Source organism: Priestia sp. LL-8 (assembly GCF_036227845.1).
In the GTDB taxonomy this organism is placed as follows: domain Bacteria; phylum Bacillota; class Bacilli; order Bacillales; family Bacillaceae_H; genus Priestia; species Priestia zanthoxyli.
This window is the reverse complement of sequence record NZ_JAZAQH010000001.1, coordinates 4961348-4978388: the sequence shown is the minus strand read 5'-3', so window position 1 is coordinate 4978388 and position 17041 is coordinate 4961348. Positions and strand designations below refer to the sequence as shown.

General features: G+C 38.8%; 20 protein-coding genes. 11 read left to right on the top strand and 9 right to left on the bottom strand.

From position 1 onward, the window contains the following. Positions 1–21: 21 nt before the first annotated feature. Complete coding sequence (gene zwf / locus U9R83_RS26030) at positions 22–1524, bottom strand: glucose-6-phosphate dehydrogenase (protein ID WP_013085508.1); 1503 nt, start codon at positions 1522–1524, stop codon at positions 22–24. Positions 1525–1829: 305 nt separating this feature from the next. After that, complete coding sequence (locus tag U9R83_RS26025; RefSeq protein ID WP_075421471.1) at positions 1830–2276, bottom strand: staygreen family protein; 447 nt, start codon at positions 2274–2276, stop codon at positions 1830–1832. A 177-nt stretch (positions 2277–2453) separates the two neighbouring features. On the opposite strand from U9R83_RS26025, the gene U9R83_RS26020 reads away from it, so the two are divergent. The 3 genes from U9R83_RS26020 to U9R83_RS26010 all read left to right on the top strand — a co-directional run bounded on the left by U9R83_RS26020 (position 2454) and on the right by U9R83_RS26010 (position 3936). After that, a complete protein-coding gene (locus U9R83_RS26020) occupies positions 2454–3128 on the top strand; it encodes a uracil-DNA glycosylase (protein WP_209368070.1) in 675 nt (224 codons plus the stop codon). Positions 3129–3231: 103 nt separating this feature from the next. Next, positions 3232–3549, top strand: coding sequence for a YwdI family protein (locus U9R83_RS26015; RefSeq protein WP_014457724.1), 318 nt, complete (start codon positions 3232–3234; stop codon positions 3547–3549). A 15-nt stretch (positions 3550–3564) separates the two neighbouring features. Then, a complete protein-coding gene (locus U9R83_RS26010) occupies positions 3565–3936 on the top strand; it encodes a DUF423 domain-containing protein (RefSeq protein ID WP_013059856.1) in 372 nt (123 codons plus the stop codon). Between the two features lie 25 nt (positions 3937–3961). On the opposite strand, the gene gerQ is transcribed toward U9R83_RS26010, so the two are convergent. The 3 genes from gerQ to hemQ form a co-directional block, all read right to left on the bottom strand. After that, positions 3962–4444: a spore coat protein GerQ gene (gerQ, locus tag U9R83_RS26005; protein WP_014457725.1), complete on the bottom strand. Its 483-nt coding sequence runs from the start codon at positions 4442–4444 to the stop codon at positions 3962–3964. A 26-nt stretch (positions 4445–4470) separates the two neighbouring features. After that, the gene (locus U9R83_RS26000) at positions 4471–4893 is read right to left on the bottom strand and encodes a cell wall hydrolase (RefSeq protein ID WP_016765947.1); all 423 of its coding nucleotides are present in this window, start codon (positions 4891–4893) and stop codon (positions 4471–4473) included. Positions 4894–5070: 177 nt separating this feature from the next. Next, positions 5071–5814 carry a hydrogen peroxide-dependent heme synthase gene (gene hemQ, locus U9R83_RS25995; RefSeq protein ID WP_013059854.1) on the bottom strand — a complete coding sequence of 248 codons (744 nt, stop codon included), beginning with the start codon at positions 5812–5814 and terminating at the stop codon, positions 5071–5073. A 276-nt stretch (positions 5815–6090) separates the two neighbouring features. Between hemQ and pta the strand changes: the two genes are divergently transcribed. Further along, on the top strand, positions 6091–7062 hold the full coding sequence (gene pta / locus U9R83_RS25990; protein ID WP_013059853.1) for a phosphate acetyltransferase: 972 nt from the start codon (positions 6091–6093) through the stop codon (positions 7060–7062). A gap of 31 nt (positions 7063–7093) precedes the next feature. Here pta and U9R83_RS25985 read toward each other — a convergent pair whose 3' ends face one another. After that, complete coding sequence (locus tag U9R83_RS25985) at positions 7094–7945, bottom strand: lipoate--protein ligase family protein (protein ID WP_013059852.1); 852 nt, start codon at positions 7943–7945, stop codon at positions 7094–7096. Between the two features lie 128 nt (positions 7946–8073). Continuing rightward, a complete protein-coding gene (locus U9R83_RS25980; RefSeq protein WP_042991803.1) occupies positions 8074–8748 on the bottom strand; it encodes an RsfA family transcriptional regulator in 675 nt (224 codons plus the stop codon). A gap of 201 nt (positions 8749–8949) precedes the next feature. Here U9R83_RS25980 and U9R83_RS25975 point away from each other — a divergent pair, with 201 nt between their 5' ends. From U9R83_RS25975 to U9R83_RS25965, 3 genes are all read left to right on the top strand, one after another. Continuing rightward, the gene (locus U9R83_RS25975) at positions 8950–9174 is read left to right on the top strand and encodes a DUF1450 domain-containing protein (RefSeq protein ID WP_013059850.1); all 225 of its coding nucleotides are present in this window, start codon (positions 8950–8952) and stop codon (positions 9172–9174) included. Between the two features lie 192 nt (positions 9175–9366). Beyond that, a complete protein-coding gene (locus tag U9R83_RS25970) occupies positions 9367–10674 on the top strand; it encodes an HD domain-containing protein (RefSeq protein WP_014457731.1) in 1308 nt (435 codons plus the stop codon). 23 nt (positions 10675–10697) lie between these two features. After that, on the top strand, positions 10698–11207 hold the full coding sequence (locus U9R83_RS25965) for a YwgA family protein (RefSeq protein WP_042991804.1): 510 nt from the start codon (positions 10698–10700) through the stop codon (positions 11205–11207). A 43-nt stretch (positions 11208–11250) separates the two neighbouring features. Here the strand turns inward: U9R83_RS25965 and U9R83_RS25960 are convergent, their stop codons facing one another. After that, positions 11251–11436 carry a 2-hydroxymuconate tautomerase gene (locus tag U9R83_RS25960; RefSeq protein WP_013059847.1) on the bottom strand — a complete coding sequence of 62 codons (186 nt, stop codon included), beginning with the start codon at positions 11434–11436 and terminating at the stop codon, positions 11251–11253. 274 nt (positions 11437–11710) lie between these two features. On the opposite strand from U9R83_RS25960, the gene U9R83_RS25955 reads away from it, so the two are divergent. Together U9R83_RS25955 and U9R83_RS25950 are read left to right on the top strand one after the other, a co-directional pair. Then, positions 11711–12355, top strand: coding sequence for a site-2 protease family protein (locus U9R83_RS25955; protein WP_042991805.1), 645 nt, complete (start codon positions 11711–11713; stop codon positions 12353–12355). A 19-nt stretch (positions 12356–12374) separates the two neighbouring features. Next, entirely contained in the window at positions 12375–12887 is a 513-nt protein-coding gene (locus tag U9R83_RS25950; protein WP_014457734.1) for a YwhD family protein, read from the top strand. 38 nt (positions 12888–12925) lie between these two features. On the opposite strand, the gene U9R83_RS25945 is transcribed toward U9R83_RS25950, so the two are convergent. Next, the gene (locus U9R83_RS25945) at positions 12926–14992 is read right to left on the bottom strand and encodes a transglycosylase domain-containing protein (protein ID WP_243550086.1); all 2067 of its coding nucleotides are present in this window, start codon (positions 14990–14992) and stop codon (positions 12926–12928) included. A gap of 266 nt (positions 14993–15258) precedes the next feature. On the opposite strand from U9R83_RS25945, the gene speE reads away from it, so the two are divergent. After that, positions 15259–16086 (top strand): spermidine synthase, encoded by an 828-nt coding sequence (gene speE / locus U9R83_RS25940; RefSeq protein ID WP_013059843.1) that lies wholly within the window; start codon positions 15259–15261, stop codon positions 16084–16086. A gap of 75 nt (positions 16087–16161) precedes the next feature. Continuing rightward, positions 16162–17040, top strand: coding sequence for an agmatinase (speB, locus tag U9R83_RS25935; RefSeq protein ID WP_013059842.1), 879 nt, complete (start codon positions 16162–16164; stop codon positions 17038–17040). The last annotated feature ends 1 nt before the right edge of the window (position 17041 follow it).

Below are 17041 nucleotides of genomic sequence, written 5' to 3'. Positions count from 1 at the left end.
TACTACAGCTGCTTTTTTTATTTACTCTTTAGGTGAGAAGTTGTCTTCTCCGACTGGCCACCAGTGGAAACCGTCTTCAGCAAGCAATGCGTCTGATTCTTTTGGTCCCATTGAACCTGATTCGTAGTTCGGGAAGTTTTGTGCTTTTGTGCTTTCCCATGCTTCTGAAATGGTATCAACAAACTTCCAAGAAAGGGCTACTTCATCCCAGTGAGTGAAGTTCGTTGCATCTCCAAGCATGCAATCATAAATAAGGCGCTCATAAGCTTCCGGTGTATTCATTTTATCTCCACAGTTATTGCAATAGTTCAAGTTAATTGGTGTGGACGATGTTGCACCCGGCGTTTTACGCGCGTTTAAGTGAAGCGTAATGCCTTCTTCCGGTTGGATATGAATGACAAGCAAGTTTGGATGAATTTCTTTATCTTTATTGAAGTACAGGTTCATTGGTAAGTCTTTGAACTGTACAACAATTGTCGTTGCTTTTTCTTTCATGCGTTTGCCTGTACGGATATAAATTGGTACGCCAGCCCATCTGAAGTTATCAATCATAAGCTTACCAGATACAAATGTAGCGGTATTAGACTCAGGATCAACCGAGTTTCCTTCGCGATAGCCGATCACTTCTTCTCCTTCAAGTACACCTTTGCCGTATTGGCCTCGTACAAAATAATCATCTACTTCATCTACTGATAAGGAGCGAAGAGCACGCAGTACTTTTACTTTTTCACTACGAATTTCTTCCGGTGTTAATTTAATTGGCGGTTCCATTGCAAGCAGGGCCACCATTTGAAGCATATGGTTTTGTACCATATCTCGAAGGGCACCTGAAGATTCATAGTAACGGCCACGGTCTTCTACACCAAGCGTCTCGCTAGACGTAATTTGGATGTTTGAAATGTATTGGTTGTTCCACATCGGTTCAAATAGAGCATTTGCAAAACGGATAACTTCGATATTTTGCACCATTTCTTTACCGAGATAGTGGTCGATACGATAAATTTGATCTTCCTTAAATGCATGGCGAATTTGTTCATTTAGTTCTTTAGCAGAAGGATAATCATGGCCAAATGGCTTTTCGATGACTAGGCGACTCCAACCTTCTGTTTGTGTTAAACCTTCATTTTTTAAATTCGAAGCAATTGTTCCGAAAAATTCAGGTGCCATTGCTAGATAGAAAATACGATTTCCAGGCACGTTGTATTGCTCATCAAGGCTTTCTGTTAGGCTTTTTAATTCTTGATAAGAAGCGACATCTGTTACGTCAAACGGTTGGTAATAAAAATGTGAAGCAAACTTTTCAATGTCAGCGTCACTGTTTTTGAAACTGCTCACTGATTTTTTTACATTTTCGCGTAATTCGTCATTAGTCCAAGGTCTTCTTGCGACACCAACAACAGCGAAATCTTCCGATAGTTTGTTCGCTTTATATAAGCGGAAAATAGAGGGGAATAACTTACGTTTTGCTAAATCACCTGTAGCGCCAAAAATTACGATAATGGATTTTGGTTGTACATTTGTCATTACTTCTAGGACCTCACTTTGTCGTAGTTACGTTCAATTTTTTTCCGCTTTAACAGACAACACTTAAATGAAATCTGGGGATTCATTGCCCGTTAAACTCGGCCTTTATAAACAAACGAATGATTGCTTGTTTACCTTTTCCTTTATGTATAGAACTACTAATAAATTGTAACGATTTTAAAGGGTTAACGCAAATAGATTAAAACAATTTGTAGTTATTATTCCATGTTTTTAACAAGTTTAAAAGTATTTTGTTTCGAATACGGAGAAAAAGCTACCGTTATTTTAACAGTAGCTTTTCTCATTTATTTATATTGATACAGGGAACCGATAGATTTTTTTGTTAAAAATGGCAAGTCAGGGCTATCGGCGATGATAAAAATAGGACAGTGCATTAAAAGTGGATGTTTTTCGAAAAAGGAAGCATCAGCGTGATAGATAGACGATAGAATAACAGGGAGCTGTTCTAAAAAGTGAAGGTAGCGTGTAATGGTTTCATCTGTTGATGTATGCGCACCGATGTAATAATACACAGTAAGGGAATAAAAACCTTTATCAAAGACGAAGGATGCTAAATATTCGTTCCGCTCTTTTTGCATATGATCGTAGGCAAATTCAATGCCGATTTGGATGGAAGGAACAGAAGTGTGTTGACCTGGGAAAACGGTGTATTTTCTTGGTATCATCGGTTCAACGGGTGTAACACCCAGGCTGTAGGTTACGTCTATTTGGTGGGGATTGCTGATGATCATATGGAATCCCTCCTTTAATATAAAAATACACTCTTTATAAGTGTATACAAAGTTTCATCGAACATGACAATATTAAAATATGCCCAGGCTGTCAGCATATTTAAAACAGGCAACGTTTGAGCAGGGGGCAGCGTTTGCGATAAAATAACAAAAAAGATTATTATGAGGTGATAAGCAATGAGTATTTTAAAAAATGACTGGGCTCCTTTATTAGAAGAAGAATTTCAAAAAGACTATTACATACAGCTTCGAGAATTTTTAGTGGATGAATATAATCACCGCACCATTTACCCTGATAAATATGATATTTTTAACGCTTTACACTATACGGATTATAAAAATGTAAAAGTGGTCATATTGGGACAAGATCCTTATCATGGACCAAATCAAGCGCATGGACTGAGCTTCTCTGTTCAACCAGGAGTAAAAACACCGCCTTCTTTAGTGAATATTTACAAAGAGCTGAAAAATGAAATGGATTATCATATTCCGAATAACGGTTATTTAGTCAAATGGGCAGAACAAGGTGTTCTTTTGCTTAACACTGTTTTAACAGTTAGAAGAGGAGAAGCGAACTCTCACAAAGGAAAAGGGTGGGAACAGCTGACGGACCGCATTATTGAATTAGTGGCACAAAAAGAGGAGCCAGTCGTGTTTTTGCTGTGGGGCAAACATGCACAAGCTAAAAAAGAGCTCATCCATCATTCGCACCATTTAATTTTGGAAAGTCCACACCCTAGCCCATTTTCAGCTAATCGAGGCTTTTTTGGCAACAACCACTTTCAACGAGCAAATGACTTTTTAGTTAAACACGGACGTCAATCCATTGATTGGCAAATTGACGATGTGTAAAAGTGAGCATTTCATGAAGATTAGCTTCAGACATAGCCTCCTATTTCATCTTTTGATAAAATAGCTGTATAAAGTCATATTGAATGTAAGATGAGGTGTCTACATGGATATAAAAATGGCGCAGCTCCTTGATAAAATTAGTGCAGAAGTACAAAAAGCGAAGCACCATTCGAATAGTGGGAACGTTCGAGATCAATTGGTTGCCATAAAAGCACTGTGTGAGCTTGCATTAGATCAAAATGAAGAGGTTTCAGTATCGAAACCTGTCTCGGTTTCAAAACCTGTTGTAATGTCTTCACCGGAAATTATGCAATCGCCTGAGATTATGCAGCAACAGATTATTCAGTCATCCAAACCTAATTTTGAAGGAACGAAATTGAAATCAGATGATGCAAACGGCGATAGTTTGTTTGATTTCTAAAGTGAGGAGAAAAACATGAAACTATTTTTAATAATCGGTGCAATCAATGCGATGTTAGCGGTTGCTCTTGGTGCCTTTGGAGCACACGGGTTAGAAGGGAAAATCTCAGAGAAGTATTTAGAGGTATGGAAAACGGGAGTGCAGTACCAAATGTTCCATGCAATGGGGCTGTTTGTGATTGCGTTTTTATTAAGCAAATTTCCTCAGTCTTCTTTGTTAACAGCTTCGGGTTGGATTATGTTTGCAGGGATTGTGCTGTTTTCAGGCAGTCTCTACGTATTAAGTACGTCCGGTATTAAAGTTCTTGGCGCGATTACTCCCCTAGGTGGAGTTGCTTTTATTGTAGCCTGGATTTTAATTGTTGTTGCAGCTGTAAAATGGCTATAAAAAAACCCCTGAAAAGGGGTTTTTTTTAACGCGGAGAATAATTGCTCAACTGCTGGCCTCCACCGCCAAATGGATAATTGTATTTAATTTCTTCATCGAAGGTAATGTAATCAAGATAAACCATAAGCAGTACATAACGAGTTCCAGTCTGTGGATCGCTTAAAATGATATGATCGCGTCCGGCCGCTTCAATAATACCTCTAAAGACCTTCGCGTTCCACTGCGTATTATTTTCAAATGTCATGTATACAGTCGCTATTTTTCCTCGATTTAAACGTAAAATATTTTCAATATATGATTCTTCAATAGGCAGTTGATTTGGATCTTGTGGGGCACCGCTGCCTCCAGAAGAGGTAGGGGGTGGCCCTCCTTGGCTTTGCCCTTGAACTTGCTGCTGGCCGCCTGGCTGGGGCTGCTGCGGCTGAGGCATATAATAAGGGTAGTTTGGACTCATATAAGGGTTTTGCATATATTGCTGTTGCGGTTGATTAGACTTTGGTTTTTTCATAGGAACCTCCTTCAAACAAAAAGAAATTAGTAAACTCCTGGACAATCAGCTTGAGTTGGTGCAAAGAAACAGTGAGATTTAAATCGTCCTGTGTTATTTTGGTTATACCATTGAGCAGGACAGTCGCCGCTTGGCTTGAAAAACCACAGTGAGTTTTCTGCGGGGTTAAAACGTTCCCCTCTTAATACACGTCGTGCAAGTGTAATTTCAGACTGGCGGGCACGCTGATAAAAGTAGCCTTTTTGAGTTGCTTCAAATCCGCCTGGGTTTTGAAACACCATCTGACGAATGGTTCTTATATTTCTAAAATCCAAACAGGGAGCTTTAGCGCGGTTCACGCCTACATTTCCTACCAGTAACATCCCTTGTTTTCCTTCACTTTCAGCTTCAGCTCGAATGAGTCTGGCTAGGAGCTTAACATCTTCTTCGTTGTGTGCAACGACTGCCATTATCCCACCTCGCTTACTTGTGACACTGTTGTATATATATGGTCCTGTAAATACGAATATGCCATGGCTAGAAAATAAAAAACCTGTTTCCACTTGGAAACAGGTTTTTTAGATAAAGCTCATTGATATTCATTGCTCAAGGCGTTATAAAAGCGATGAGCGCTTTTGCGGCTTAGTTTAAACGTGTAAAAAACGTGCAATAGCTTCTTCTTTTAATAAATTTCCGACAAAGAAGCTGCCAAATTCCCCGTAGCGAGCACTTACTTCGTCAAAACGCATTTCGTATACTAATTTTTTAAATTGAAGTACGTCATCTGCAAAAAGAGTAACGCCCCATTCGTAATCATCAAAACCAACAGAACCCGTAATGATTTGCTTTACTTTTCCAGCGTATTGACGTCCAATCATTCCATGACTGCGCATTAAGCTGCGTCGCTCTTCCATGGGAAGCATGTACCAATTGTCATTTCCTTGACGACGTTTATCCATTGGATAAAAGCAAACATGACTAGCTTTTGGTAAAGTTGGATATAGTCTAGCTTGGATTTGAGGATTTTCATAAGGATCCTCTCCAGCAGGTAAGTAGTTGCTTAACTCAACTACTGATACGTATGAATAAGTAGGAATGGTAAACTCAGCAAGCTTTGTTTTATTAAATTCTGTTTCAATTTCATTTAGTTCTTCCATAGTAGGACGAACAAGCATTAGCATAAAGTCTGCTTTTTGGCCGACAATGGTATATAAAGCATGACTGCCTTGCTTCTCAGCTTCAGTTCCTTTCCATTTCTCAATCAACCCTAAAAATTCATGGATGGCCGCTTGGCGATCGTCGCTTGATAACTGCTTCCAAGCGCCCCAATCGATTGAACGGAAATCATGAAGTGCATACCAACCGTCTAATGTTTGTGCTGCTTCTGCCATTTCGTTTCACTCCTATTGTCCGATTATGATAAATTCCAATTCTACTATATCATAGTTTGTCCGAAGAACTGGAATGAAAAACCTGTGATTTTGTGACTAAACTTTAAACAATTGTCGCAAAGTAAAAACAGGTTTCATTTTAGATGTTAGTGGAAAATTAAGAATTAAAAGACTTTTTCGTAATCATGGATTCTTGAAGGACATGCCTTTGATTTTTAAAAAAAGTGGAGTATCCTATTATGAGAAAAGTTTTTTACATATCGAGGAGGATTTACTTTGAGTGATTTATTTACAGGTTTAAAACAAAAAGTATCAGCTAGCGATGTATCAATCGTATTCCCAGAGGGATTAGATGAGCGCGTATTAGGCGCTGTTTCTCGCTTAGCTGCCGACAATATCTTAAAGCCTATCGTTGTTGGAAACAAAGACGCTGTAGCATCAAAAGCAGCAGAACTAAACGTAAAATTAGACGGTGTTGAGGTTCTAGATCCTCAAAGCTACTCTGAATTTGATGAAATGGTAGCAGCGTTTGTTGAGCGTCGTAAAGGTAAGGCAACAGAAGAAGATGCTCGCAAAATTTTATTAGATGAAAACTATTTTGGCACAATGCTTGTTCATATGAATAAAGCTGACGGTCTTGTAAGCGGAGCTGCTCATTCTACAGCAGACACAGTGCGACCTGCTCTACAAATTATCAAAACAAGACAAGGTGTTAAGAAAACATCTGGCGTATTTATTATGGTTCGTGGCGATCAAAAATACGTATTTGCTGACTGTGCAATCAATATCTCACCTGACAGCCAAGATTTAGCTGAAATTGCTATCGAAAGTGCTCGTACAGCTGAAATGTTCGACATCGATCCTCGTGTTGCTATGCTAAGCTTCTCAACAAAAGGATCAGCAAAATCTCCCGAAACAGAAAAGGTAGCAAACGCAGTAGAAATTGCAAAAGAATTAGCACCAAGCGTAACGTTAGACGGCGAATTCCAATTCGACGCAGCATTTGTTCCTTCTGTAGCTGAAAAGAAAGCACCGGGTTCAGTGATTAAAGGAGATGCAAATGTATTTGTATTCCCAAGCCTTGAAGCAGGTAACATTGGTTACAAAATTGCACAGCGCCTAGGAAACTTCGAAGCAGTAGGTCCAATCTTACAAGGTCTAAACAAACCAGTAAACGATCTATCTCGCGGTTGTAACGAAGAAGATGTGTACAAGCTTGCTTTAATCACAGCAGCTCAAGCACTATAATAAAAAACTCCGTCCTAGGGCGGAGTTTTTTTTATTCGGCTAATGAACCTAATGCTTTTTCGTTGCGGTCATACATGCGCTGCAGCTGCGTCTCAAACAGCTCTTGTTCGGTAGCATTTAAAGGCATATTTACAAGAGAAGAGCTCATACTATTCAGTGTTTGCAATAAAAGCAGCATGACATCAGATACGGTTAACTCAATCTGTAATAGTTCAGATAGAGAAGCCATTGTGTGAGGCTCGATATCTGGGTATGAAAATTTAGTTTCCGTGTTTTGGAGACCTTTTTTGTAAAACTCTTGAATGAGAGAGGCACGTTTAGAACCGCTTCCTTTAACGCATAAGTAAATTTGTACAGCCACTCCGCCGCGAACGCGTCGCTGTGAAATGCCTGCAAACTTTTGATTGCGAATGCTTAAATCGAAGCTGCCGGGACAATAAGAGCCTACGATTTCCTTCGCTTCAATTGCTGTCCCGTAAGATGCAAACATGACCTTAATCAAATCAAACATGGCTTCATACCCACGATCAATATCAATTCCTTTTTCTGCATCAGGAAAAATTAAAGAAATGTTTAGAACATCCTGATCAAGTACGACAGCGAGGCCGCCTGAATTGCGGACGATTGTTTTATATCCTTGTTCATGTAAATAAGCTGCACCTTCAGCTAAATGAGGGAGCTTTGTATCTTGGATGCCTAACACAATCGTATCGTGATGCACCCATGAGCGCATGACAGCTGGAGATTCACCTCTTCCAACGGTTGTACAAAGCGTGTCATCGATGGCAAAAGAATGACGGGCATCAAAATGAGGACCTAGACTGGATTGATCAATAATACGCCAAGCGGGCTGTGCTAAAAGCTTCAAACTATTCTGCTGCATATCTCAAACCCCTTTATAAACAGTAAACGAACATATTATAGCATAAAGGCGTCGCGTCATTGGCTGTAAAATAGAAAAAGAAGAAAGAAGAGCCAAGTTTGACATCCCTCTTTCTTCGTTCACGTAGCTTATTCAGCCATTTTCTCAAGATTCCCGTTACGATCCATTTTAAATGTAGTAGAAGAACGTTCTTCTTCATCGAATAGAGCTAACTTTCGCGCACGGTTCATGATTTGCATTAATGTTTCATAGTCTTCTTGAATAGTAGTGGCATTTGCCTCGAGATGTTTGATTTGTTTTTCCAACTCTGTGTTTTTCTTACCTAACTCTGCATTTTCTTGCATCAAGCGTTTGTTTTCGCTTTGCAATGCTTGTAAATTGCTCGCTTGATTTGGCATTGTTTGCAAGAAGCGAATAACATCAGCCATTGAAAGCTCCTCACTGCTGCTTCTTTCTACGTGTGTTTCAGGTAAGCTATATGTTGCTGTAGGTGCAGACATCATTTGTTCCACATGCTCTACAGATGCTGGTGGCGTATATAATAATTTCTTTTTGCCTTGCTCTTGTCCAAGTGCACGCATACGCTGTTTTCGCTGTTTTTTAGCTAGCTGCAGTGCTTTTTCATACTGGTGGCGTACCACAGCATTCCATCTGAATCCACATGCTGCTGAAGTTCGATTTAATTCATCTCCAACTTCTTCAAACGCATTCAGCTGCGTACTTCCTTCGCGGACATGGCGCAATACTGTTTCAGCTAATAATAAGTCGTTTTCTTCTGTCCAAGCATCTTGTCTATCTTTCACTTTGTTCACTCCTCTATTTTCCATGACTCATAGTAATCATGTTTTGTAGTATCATCATGTACAAAAAATCCATACTTTATACCATTTCTTCTAGGAGTATGATAGATTTTGCTTCCTTCTTTAACTTGCATCGGACTTCAAATAGGGGTAAAATACCCCTTAGACAAAATGATGAACCAATTTTGAAAGGATTGTGTCAACATGGCAAATGAATTTAGAATTTGTGATGATTGTCAGGCAACAAACGTCAAAACGTTGTTACCTCGACTTAAAAAAATAGATGAACAAGCTGAAGTACAAATCGGTTGCCAGTCTTACTGTGGACCCGGACGTAAAAAGTCATTTGCATTTGTAAATAACCGTCCTGTAGCAGCGCCAACAGAGGATGAATTAATCGAGAAGATTGAGAAAAAAGTAAAAAAATAGATAGTGAAACAATAAATAGCTACTTTTCTGCTACTTATTTGTCGAACGAGCTTCTTACAAACAGCATCGTCTTGTTTGTTAGGTAAATCACCTTGGTTGCTTGCAAGGTGATTTTTTATTCTGAATAGGAAAATAGGAAGTGAGTGTCGAAAAATTATAGCAACAACAAAGTGAAGATAGAGAGGTATGTAAATGACATATCCTAATGAAAAACTCAGTGAAGAAAAAGTATTTAAAGATCCTGTTCACCGCTACATCCATGTAAGAGATCGTGTTATTTGGGAGCTAATTGGGACGGCCGAATTTCAAAGGCTGCGTCGTATTAGACAGCTAGGAACGACATACTTAACGTTTCATGGGGCTGAGCACAGCCGTTTTAGTCATTCTTTAGGTGTTTATGAAATTGTTCGCCGTATTATTGATGACGGTTTTCAAGGACGCCCTGAATGGAATGAAGACGAGCGTCTCCTTTGTCTTTGTGCTGCTTTACTACATGATTTAGGCCACGGTCCATTTTCTCATTCGTTTGAGAAGGTCTTTCACTTAGACCACGAAGAATTTACGCAAGCCATTATTGTAGGTGACACAGAGGTAAATCAAGTGTTGACGAAAGTAGGAAAGGATTTTCCTAAAAAAGTGGCTGAAGTAATTGCAAAAACATATGAAAATAAGCTTGTCGTTAGTTTAATTTCCAGCCAAATTGATGCGGATCGCATGGATTATTTGCAGCGTGATGCCTATTACACAGGAGTGAGCTACGGTCACTTTGATATGGAAAGAATCCTTCGTGTCATGCGTCCACGAGAAGACCAAGCCGTAATTAAACACAGCGGTATGCATGCGGTTGAAGATTATATTATGAGCCGCTATCAAATGTATTGGCAAGTGTATTTCCACCCCGTTACAAGAAGTGCTGAAGTTATCTTGACAAAAATTTTACATCGTGCGAAAGAACTCCATCATCAATACTATGAGTTCAAACAGGAGCCAACTCATTTTTATTCGATTTTTGAAGAAGAAATATCGCTAAAAGAGTATTTGAAATTAGATGAATCCGTTATTTTATTTTATTTTCAAGCATGGGAAGAGGAAAAGGATGAGATTTTATCTGATCTATGCCGAAGATTTATGAATCGTCAGCTTTTTAAATACATTGAGTTTAATCCAAATTCACAAATGAAAATGTGGATGGAGCTTACAACATTATTTAAAAAAGCGGGCATTAATCCAGATTATTATTTAGTCGTCGATTCTTCAAGCGACTTACCATACGATTTTTATCGACCGGGTGAAGAGGAAGAACGTTTGCCGATTCATCTGTTGATGCCAAATAATGAAGTGCGTGAATTATCACGTCAGTCGGAGATTGTTGAAGCAATTTCAGGGAAAAAGAGAACCGATCATAAATTATATTTTCCACACGATCTCATTGATCAATTGTCGTCTAAGCGAAAAGTTAAAGATCAAATTATAAACTTACTAAAAGGAGATCAGAGTTAAATAGTATAGGAGTTGAAGGGGCTGTGTTAAACGATCACGCAAAGATTGTGAAAGTATTTTCCGCGGCGGGAGAAGTTGTTGGCAGAAAAAAGTTACAAAAGATGATATTTATCGGAAAAAAACTGAAGTTTCCTTTTTATGAAAAGTATAATTTTCACTTTTTTGGACCTTATTCTGAGGAATTAACGCTTCGAATTGAAGAACTGTGTAACTTGGGCTTTTTAAGTGAAATTAAAGAGAAAAAAGGCGGATACATGCAGTATCGCTACGGATTAACAGAAGCAGGGGAAGAATTTTTAAGTCACTATGACTTAGAGCTTCCTCACTTGCAGGAATGTATGAAGGATATGAATGAACAAAGCTCTAAATTTTTGGAGCTCGTCTCTACGATTTTATATTTCGATAATTTACCGAAAGAAGAAGTAAAAGAAAAAGTGTTTACGCTAAAGCGTAAGCAAAACTATACAGAAGAAGATATTGTAGAAGCATACAAATACATTGAAAAACTTCAGGCAACGCTGTCTGTTCATTAAAAAAATGCCATAGGTCAACCTATGGCATTTTTATATGTAGGTGTTATTGATCGCTCATGCGCTTGCCCGCTACAGCGTAATGATTTTTAGACATTTCTTCAATGATAATAGATACTTTCTCAGGTGCAGCACCTGTCGTTTCTACAACAGCATCCGTTACTTTTTCAACAAGGGCTCTTTTTTGATCATCTGTGCGACCCTCAAGCATCTTAACAGTTACAACTGGCATGATGTATACACTCCTTTTTAGTCATTATATGATTAGTGTACCCGTTTTCTGAATAAAATGACAGTATGAGATAGTGATGAAGGACACAATCTGTAGTATACTTTTTATAATAATATTAATGTAAAAACTAGAAGTGGCTAAACGAAGCCCATATCTGGTGTTTGAGAACTTTCAGGGCATATTTGAAGAAACCTTGTATCCTTCTTACCGCAAAAAAAGATTCATCTAGTAAATGTGATAGGTAGAAATTATTTTAAAATAAAGGAGATAAAGAGTGGAACATTTTTTAGCTTTTTCATTGCAAGACCTTCCTTATGTGGTAATGACACTTATTGTTGCATTTACGCTGCATGAGTTTGCACATGCGTATGTAGCTTATTTATTTGGAGACCACACGGCTAAAAAGCAAGGAAGGCTAACGCTTTCTCCGCTGGCTCATTTAGATCCATTTGGAACGCTTTTGTTAATTATCGCAGGTTTTGGGTGGGCGAAGCCGGTTCCTGTCAATCGCTATTTCTTTAAAAAGCCTCGTGTAGCTGGTATTCTAGTATCGATAGCGGGACCGTTTAGCAACTTGGTGTTGGCATTTATCGGCTTGCTTATTTACTATTTGATGAATAACGCCGCAGTGGACAACGATGCGCTTTATCGTTTTTTTACATTATTTATTCAAATAAACCTAACGCTAGGTGTATTTAACTTGTTGCCTTTTCCGCCTTTAGACGGCTACCGCGTGATTGAAGACCTCGTGCCGCCGTCTACGCGAGCCAAAATGACGCAGTATGAGTCTTGGGGTATTTTTGTATTTTTGATTCTTGTGATTACACCTCTGGATCGCATTGTGATCTGGCCGCTTCTAAACGGAGCAGCAACGTTTGTTATGAATATCTTTCAGCAGATATTAGCACCACTGATTTAATGAATAGAGGAGGCTTACTATGACTCAGCCAAAAAAGAAAAGTATAGGATTTAATATCATAAAAGACGATTCAACCGATGGCCACGGCGGTTACGGAGTTGGAGCGTTAAGTTTAGAAAACATTTCACCCGTTTTTGTTTGTCCGAGCGACGAAGAAGTATTTGTAGATATCGGTGCGATGCATGCAAGAAGTGTAGTGGAAAAAGGAATTAAGTTTTTACCGAATAAAGACGAGGTGCCAAACGGCAAGTTATATTGGCTTGTGTGGGTAACGATTGATCGCAAGCAAGAAGGACCTTACTACGCAGGTATGACAGCATGTGAAATGACCGTTGATCGTGAAATTCGCCGCGGCTATAAGTCACTTCCTGAACATGTAAACAAAATGGATAAATCCTTAAAACGACGCATTATGGTAGAAGAAATGGATAACAAGTCTAAGGCTTTGCTTCGTGAGTTTTTGAAGTCTCATAATGAAGAAATCTGGATGTTATCTAATGATGACTTAAAAGAAGCGCTTCAAACATCGTAATGCTAAAAAAAAGCTTAAGGCCTTGGCCTTAAGCTTTTTTAATCAAACCATTTTGGGAACCAGTGAAACTTTTTATCTTCTGTTTCACGCTCTTTTTTCTTCATTTTTGCTGCATGATCGATGTGATCAGTACAATATGTTTTTGGCTGTGTTCCAGTTAAATAATAAGCTTTATATTGAACAGGGCATGATTTGGATGCTAACTTTCCATTTTGAGGATTAATGTTTACGCTCATTAATCCGTTTGGTGCTTTAAACTTTTCTTTTTTCTTCCCTTTTAAAGCATCTTCCATGAATAATGCCCACATCTTTTTGGCGTATCCTTTTTCAGCTACATCGTCCATCGTTCTCCCTTGATCATAGCCAACCCAAACGCCTGAAACGAGCTGAGGAGAGTAGCCAATCATCCAGCTGTCCGTAGAGGTTGTGCCAGATTTTCCTGCATAAGGGCGAGACACATATTTAGAAATAGGCTTCCCAGTGACGGTTGTATAGCCATTTAGCTTTTGATTAAACATGCCTGTCATTAGATGCGTAGTAAGGAAAGCATAGCGTTTATCAATGACTTGTTTCCGTTCGGAAGGAGCTTGATAGACAACTTCTCCGTCATGGGTTTCAATTCGTTTAATAAATGTTGGACGAATTTCTTTTCCACCATTCGCAAAGATGCCGTATGCATTAACCATATCAATGACTTTGACAGGCGAAGTTCCAAGAGCTAAAGATGGAACTTTCTTTAAAGGCGATGATATTCCAAGTGTTTTGGCTGTTTCAATCAAGCGATTTTCCCCAATGAACAAATGCGTTTTTACTGCATAAATATTGTCTGAAAGCGCAATGGCTTGAGCCATTGTAATAGGAGCGTCTGCATAATAATTGTGATAATTACTAGGTGTGTATGTTGAAACTCCATCTTCTAATTTGAACGTCGTTTCTTCACTTTTCATTGGGGTAGATTCAGTAAAACCGTCTTTTAACGCCGCATAGTATAAAAATGGCTTCATCGTTGAGCCAGGCTGTCTTATTGCTTGCGTCGCGCGATTAAATGGGCTCTTTTCATAATCTCTTCCACCAATAAGAGCTTTCACTTGTCCATTTTTAGGATTCATGGCAACAAATGCACTTTGTACGTCTGAAGAGCTGCTGATTACATCCTTCATTTTTTCTTCTGCCGTTCGCTGCATCTTTTCATCCAGCGTTGTATAAACGCGAAGTCCATTTGTATAAATCATGGTTTCATCAATGCCTAAATCTTGCTTTAATTCTGCTAGCGCTGCATCCATAAAGTAAGAAGCATCTTCTTTATTAGGGTCTTTTTCGGCAGGCTTTGCGAATGCTAGAGGTGTTACAAGCGCTTTTGTTGCTTGCTTAGCTGTAATAATTCCATCCTCTTTCATGAGAGATAAAATGATATTTTGTCGTTTTTTTGCATTTTCTTGATGAATAAGAGGAGAGTAGTAGCTAGGGCCTTTTGGAATACCTGCTAACATACTCGCTTCACTTAACGTCAAATTTTTGGCGTGCTTATCAAAGTACAGCCTAGCTGCCGCTTCAATTCCATAAGCTCCATGGCCGTAGTAAATCGTATTCATGTAGCCTTCTAGAATTTGGTCTTTGCTATAATTCATTTCTAACCGAATCGTATACAGAGCTTCTTGAAGCTTTCGAGTCCACGTTTTGTCGTGCTCTAAAAACAAGTTTCGTGCATACTGCTGAGTAATAGTACTCGCACCTTGTACTTTTCCCATAGCTTTTATATCAGCTACAATTGCTCCGGCGATTCGATGCATATCAAAGCCGTGATGCTCATAGAAGCGCTTATCTTCAACGGCTAAAGTCGCATCTTTTACGTAAGGTGAAATTTGATTAAGTGAAACCCAGTAGCGCTTTTGTCCATTGTGAACTTCATCAAGAACTTTACCGTTTGCTGAGTAGAAAACAGCTGTTTGAGAAACGTTTAGCGGAGGGGGGCCAGCGATTTTGGCGTAGAGAAAGATGCTTATGTAGGCAAACAACAATAAAGCCCCCGCTAATATACCAAGGACGAGAAGAATTCGGAAGATGCGTCTTGCCTTTTTTAAATGTTCGGTTAATACCGTTTCCATTTCTATTCACCACCAATATGTGTCACTATGCACCATACATGTTGTTTTCAACACAACAAAATTCTATTAAAAGAGCGGTGCAAGTAGATTCTAAAGCTTGTATCTATCATCAGTATGAAATAGAAAAGGAGGTTTTAAACCTCCATTGCTAAAAATTTTACTTGCTTTTTTGCTGAATTCATCTATACTTTTTTCATGTTTGTATAAATTATGTTAGGGTAATCTATGCATAGGTTAATTCTCAAAATAGAAGGGAAGATTTTGAAATGGAATTATGGTTCACAGAAAAGCAAACAAAGAACTTTGGTATTACAGCTAAAATTAATCGCACTTTACATACAGAGCAAACGGAGTTTCAAAAATTAGACATGGTTGAAACAGAAGAGTTTGGTAACATGCTCCTACTTGACGGTATGGTTATGACAACAGAAAAAGATGAGTTCGTTTATCATGAAATGGTTGCACATGTACCGTTATTTACGCATCCAAATCCAGAAAACGTACTAGTTGTAGGTGGAGGAGACGGAGGCGTAATCCGTGAAATCTTAAAACACCCAAGCGTAAAAAAAGCGACGTTAGTTGATATCGATGGAAAAGTTATTGAGTACTCAAAAAAATTCTTACCTTCAATTGCGGGTAAACTAGAAGATCCTCGTGTTGATGTACAAGTAGATGACGGATTTATGCACATCGCTAAAAGCGAGAACGAATACGATGTCATTTTAGTGGATTCAACAGAGCCAGTAGGTCCAGCTGTGAATTTATTTACAAAAGGATTCTATGCAGGTATCTCAAAAGCACTTAAAGAAGATGGTATCTTTGTTGCTCAATCGGACAACCCTTGGTTCACGCCAGAACTTATCTCAAATGTTCAGCGTGATGTAAGAGAAATTTTCCCGATTACACGTCTATACGTAGCAAATATTCCAACGTACCCAAGCGGTTTATGGACATTTACAATGGGTTCAAAGAAACATGATCCATTAGAAGTAAGTGAAGATCGTTTCTTCGATATTGATACAAAATATTACACAAAAGAATTGCACAAAGCCGCATTTGCTTTACCTAAATTTGTGCAAGATCTTATTAAATAAGTTATCACATACAAGTGAGATGCCAGAGGCTTAAGGCTGGCATCTTTTCTATGAATAATGAAGGAGGAACAAAATATGCGTTTTGATGAAGCTTATTCAGGTAATGTATTTATCGGCAGTCACCCTGTTTTTGAAGAAAGTGAAGCGGTTCTTTACGGAATGCCAATGGACTGGACAGTTAGCTATCGTCCAGGTTCACGATTTGGCCCAACTCGTATTCGTGAAGTATCAATTGGATTAGAAGAATACAGCCCGTATTTAGATCGCGAGCTAGAGGAAGTAAAATATTTTGATGCAGGAGATATTCCACTTCCATTTGGAAATCCGCAGCGCAGCTTAAATATGATTGAAGAGTATATCGACCAGCTTTTAGCAGCAGACAAGTTCCCGTTAGGTATGGGCGGAGAGCATTTGGTTTCTTGGCCTGTTATGAAAGCTATGTATAAAAAATATCCTGATTTAGCCATTATCCATATGGATGCTCACACAGACCTTCGTGAAGAGTATGAAGGAGAACCACTTTCTCATTCCACTCCAATTCGTAAAGTTGCTGAACTAATCGGACCGGAGAATGTTTATTCATTTGGTATTCGTTCAGGAATGAAAGAAGAATTTCAATGGGCAAAAGAAAACGGCATGCATATTTCAAAGTTTGAAGTTTTAGAGCCGTTAAAAGAGATTCTACCAACACTTGCAGGTCGCCCTGTTTATGTAACAATTGATATCGATGTATTAGATCCAGCACACGCTCCTGGTACAGGAACAGTAGATGCAGGCGGTATCACATCAAAGGAGCTTTTAGCTTCTATTCACGCAATTGCTAAATCAGATCTTCGCATTGTCGGAGGAGATTTAGTAGAAGTAGCTCCAATTTATGATCCGTCTGAACAAACAGCTAATACAGCAAGCAAGCTTATTCGCGAAATGATCTTAGGCTGGGTACAAAAGAAATAAA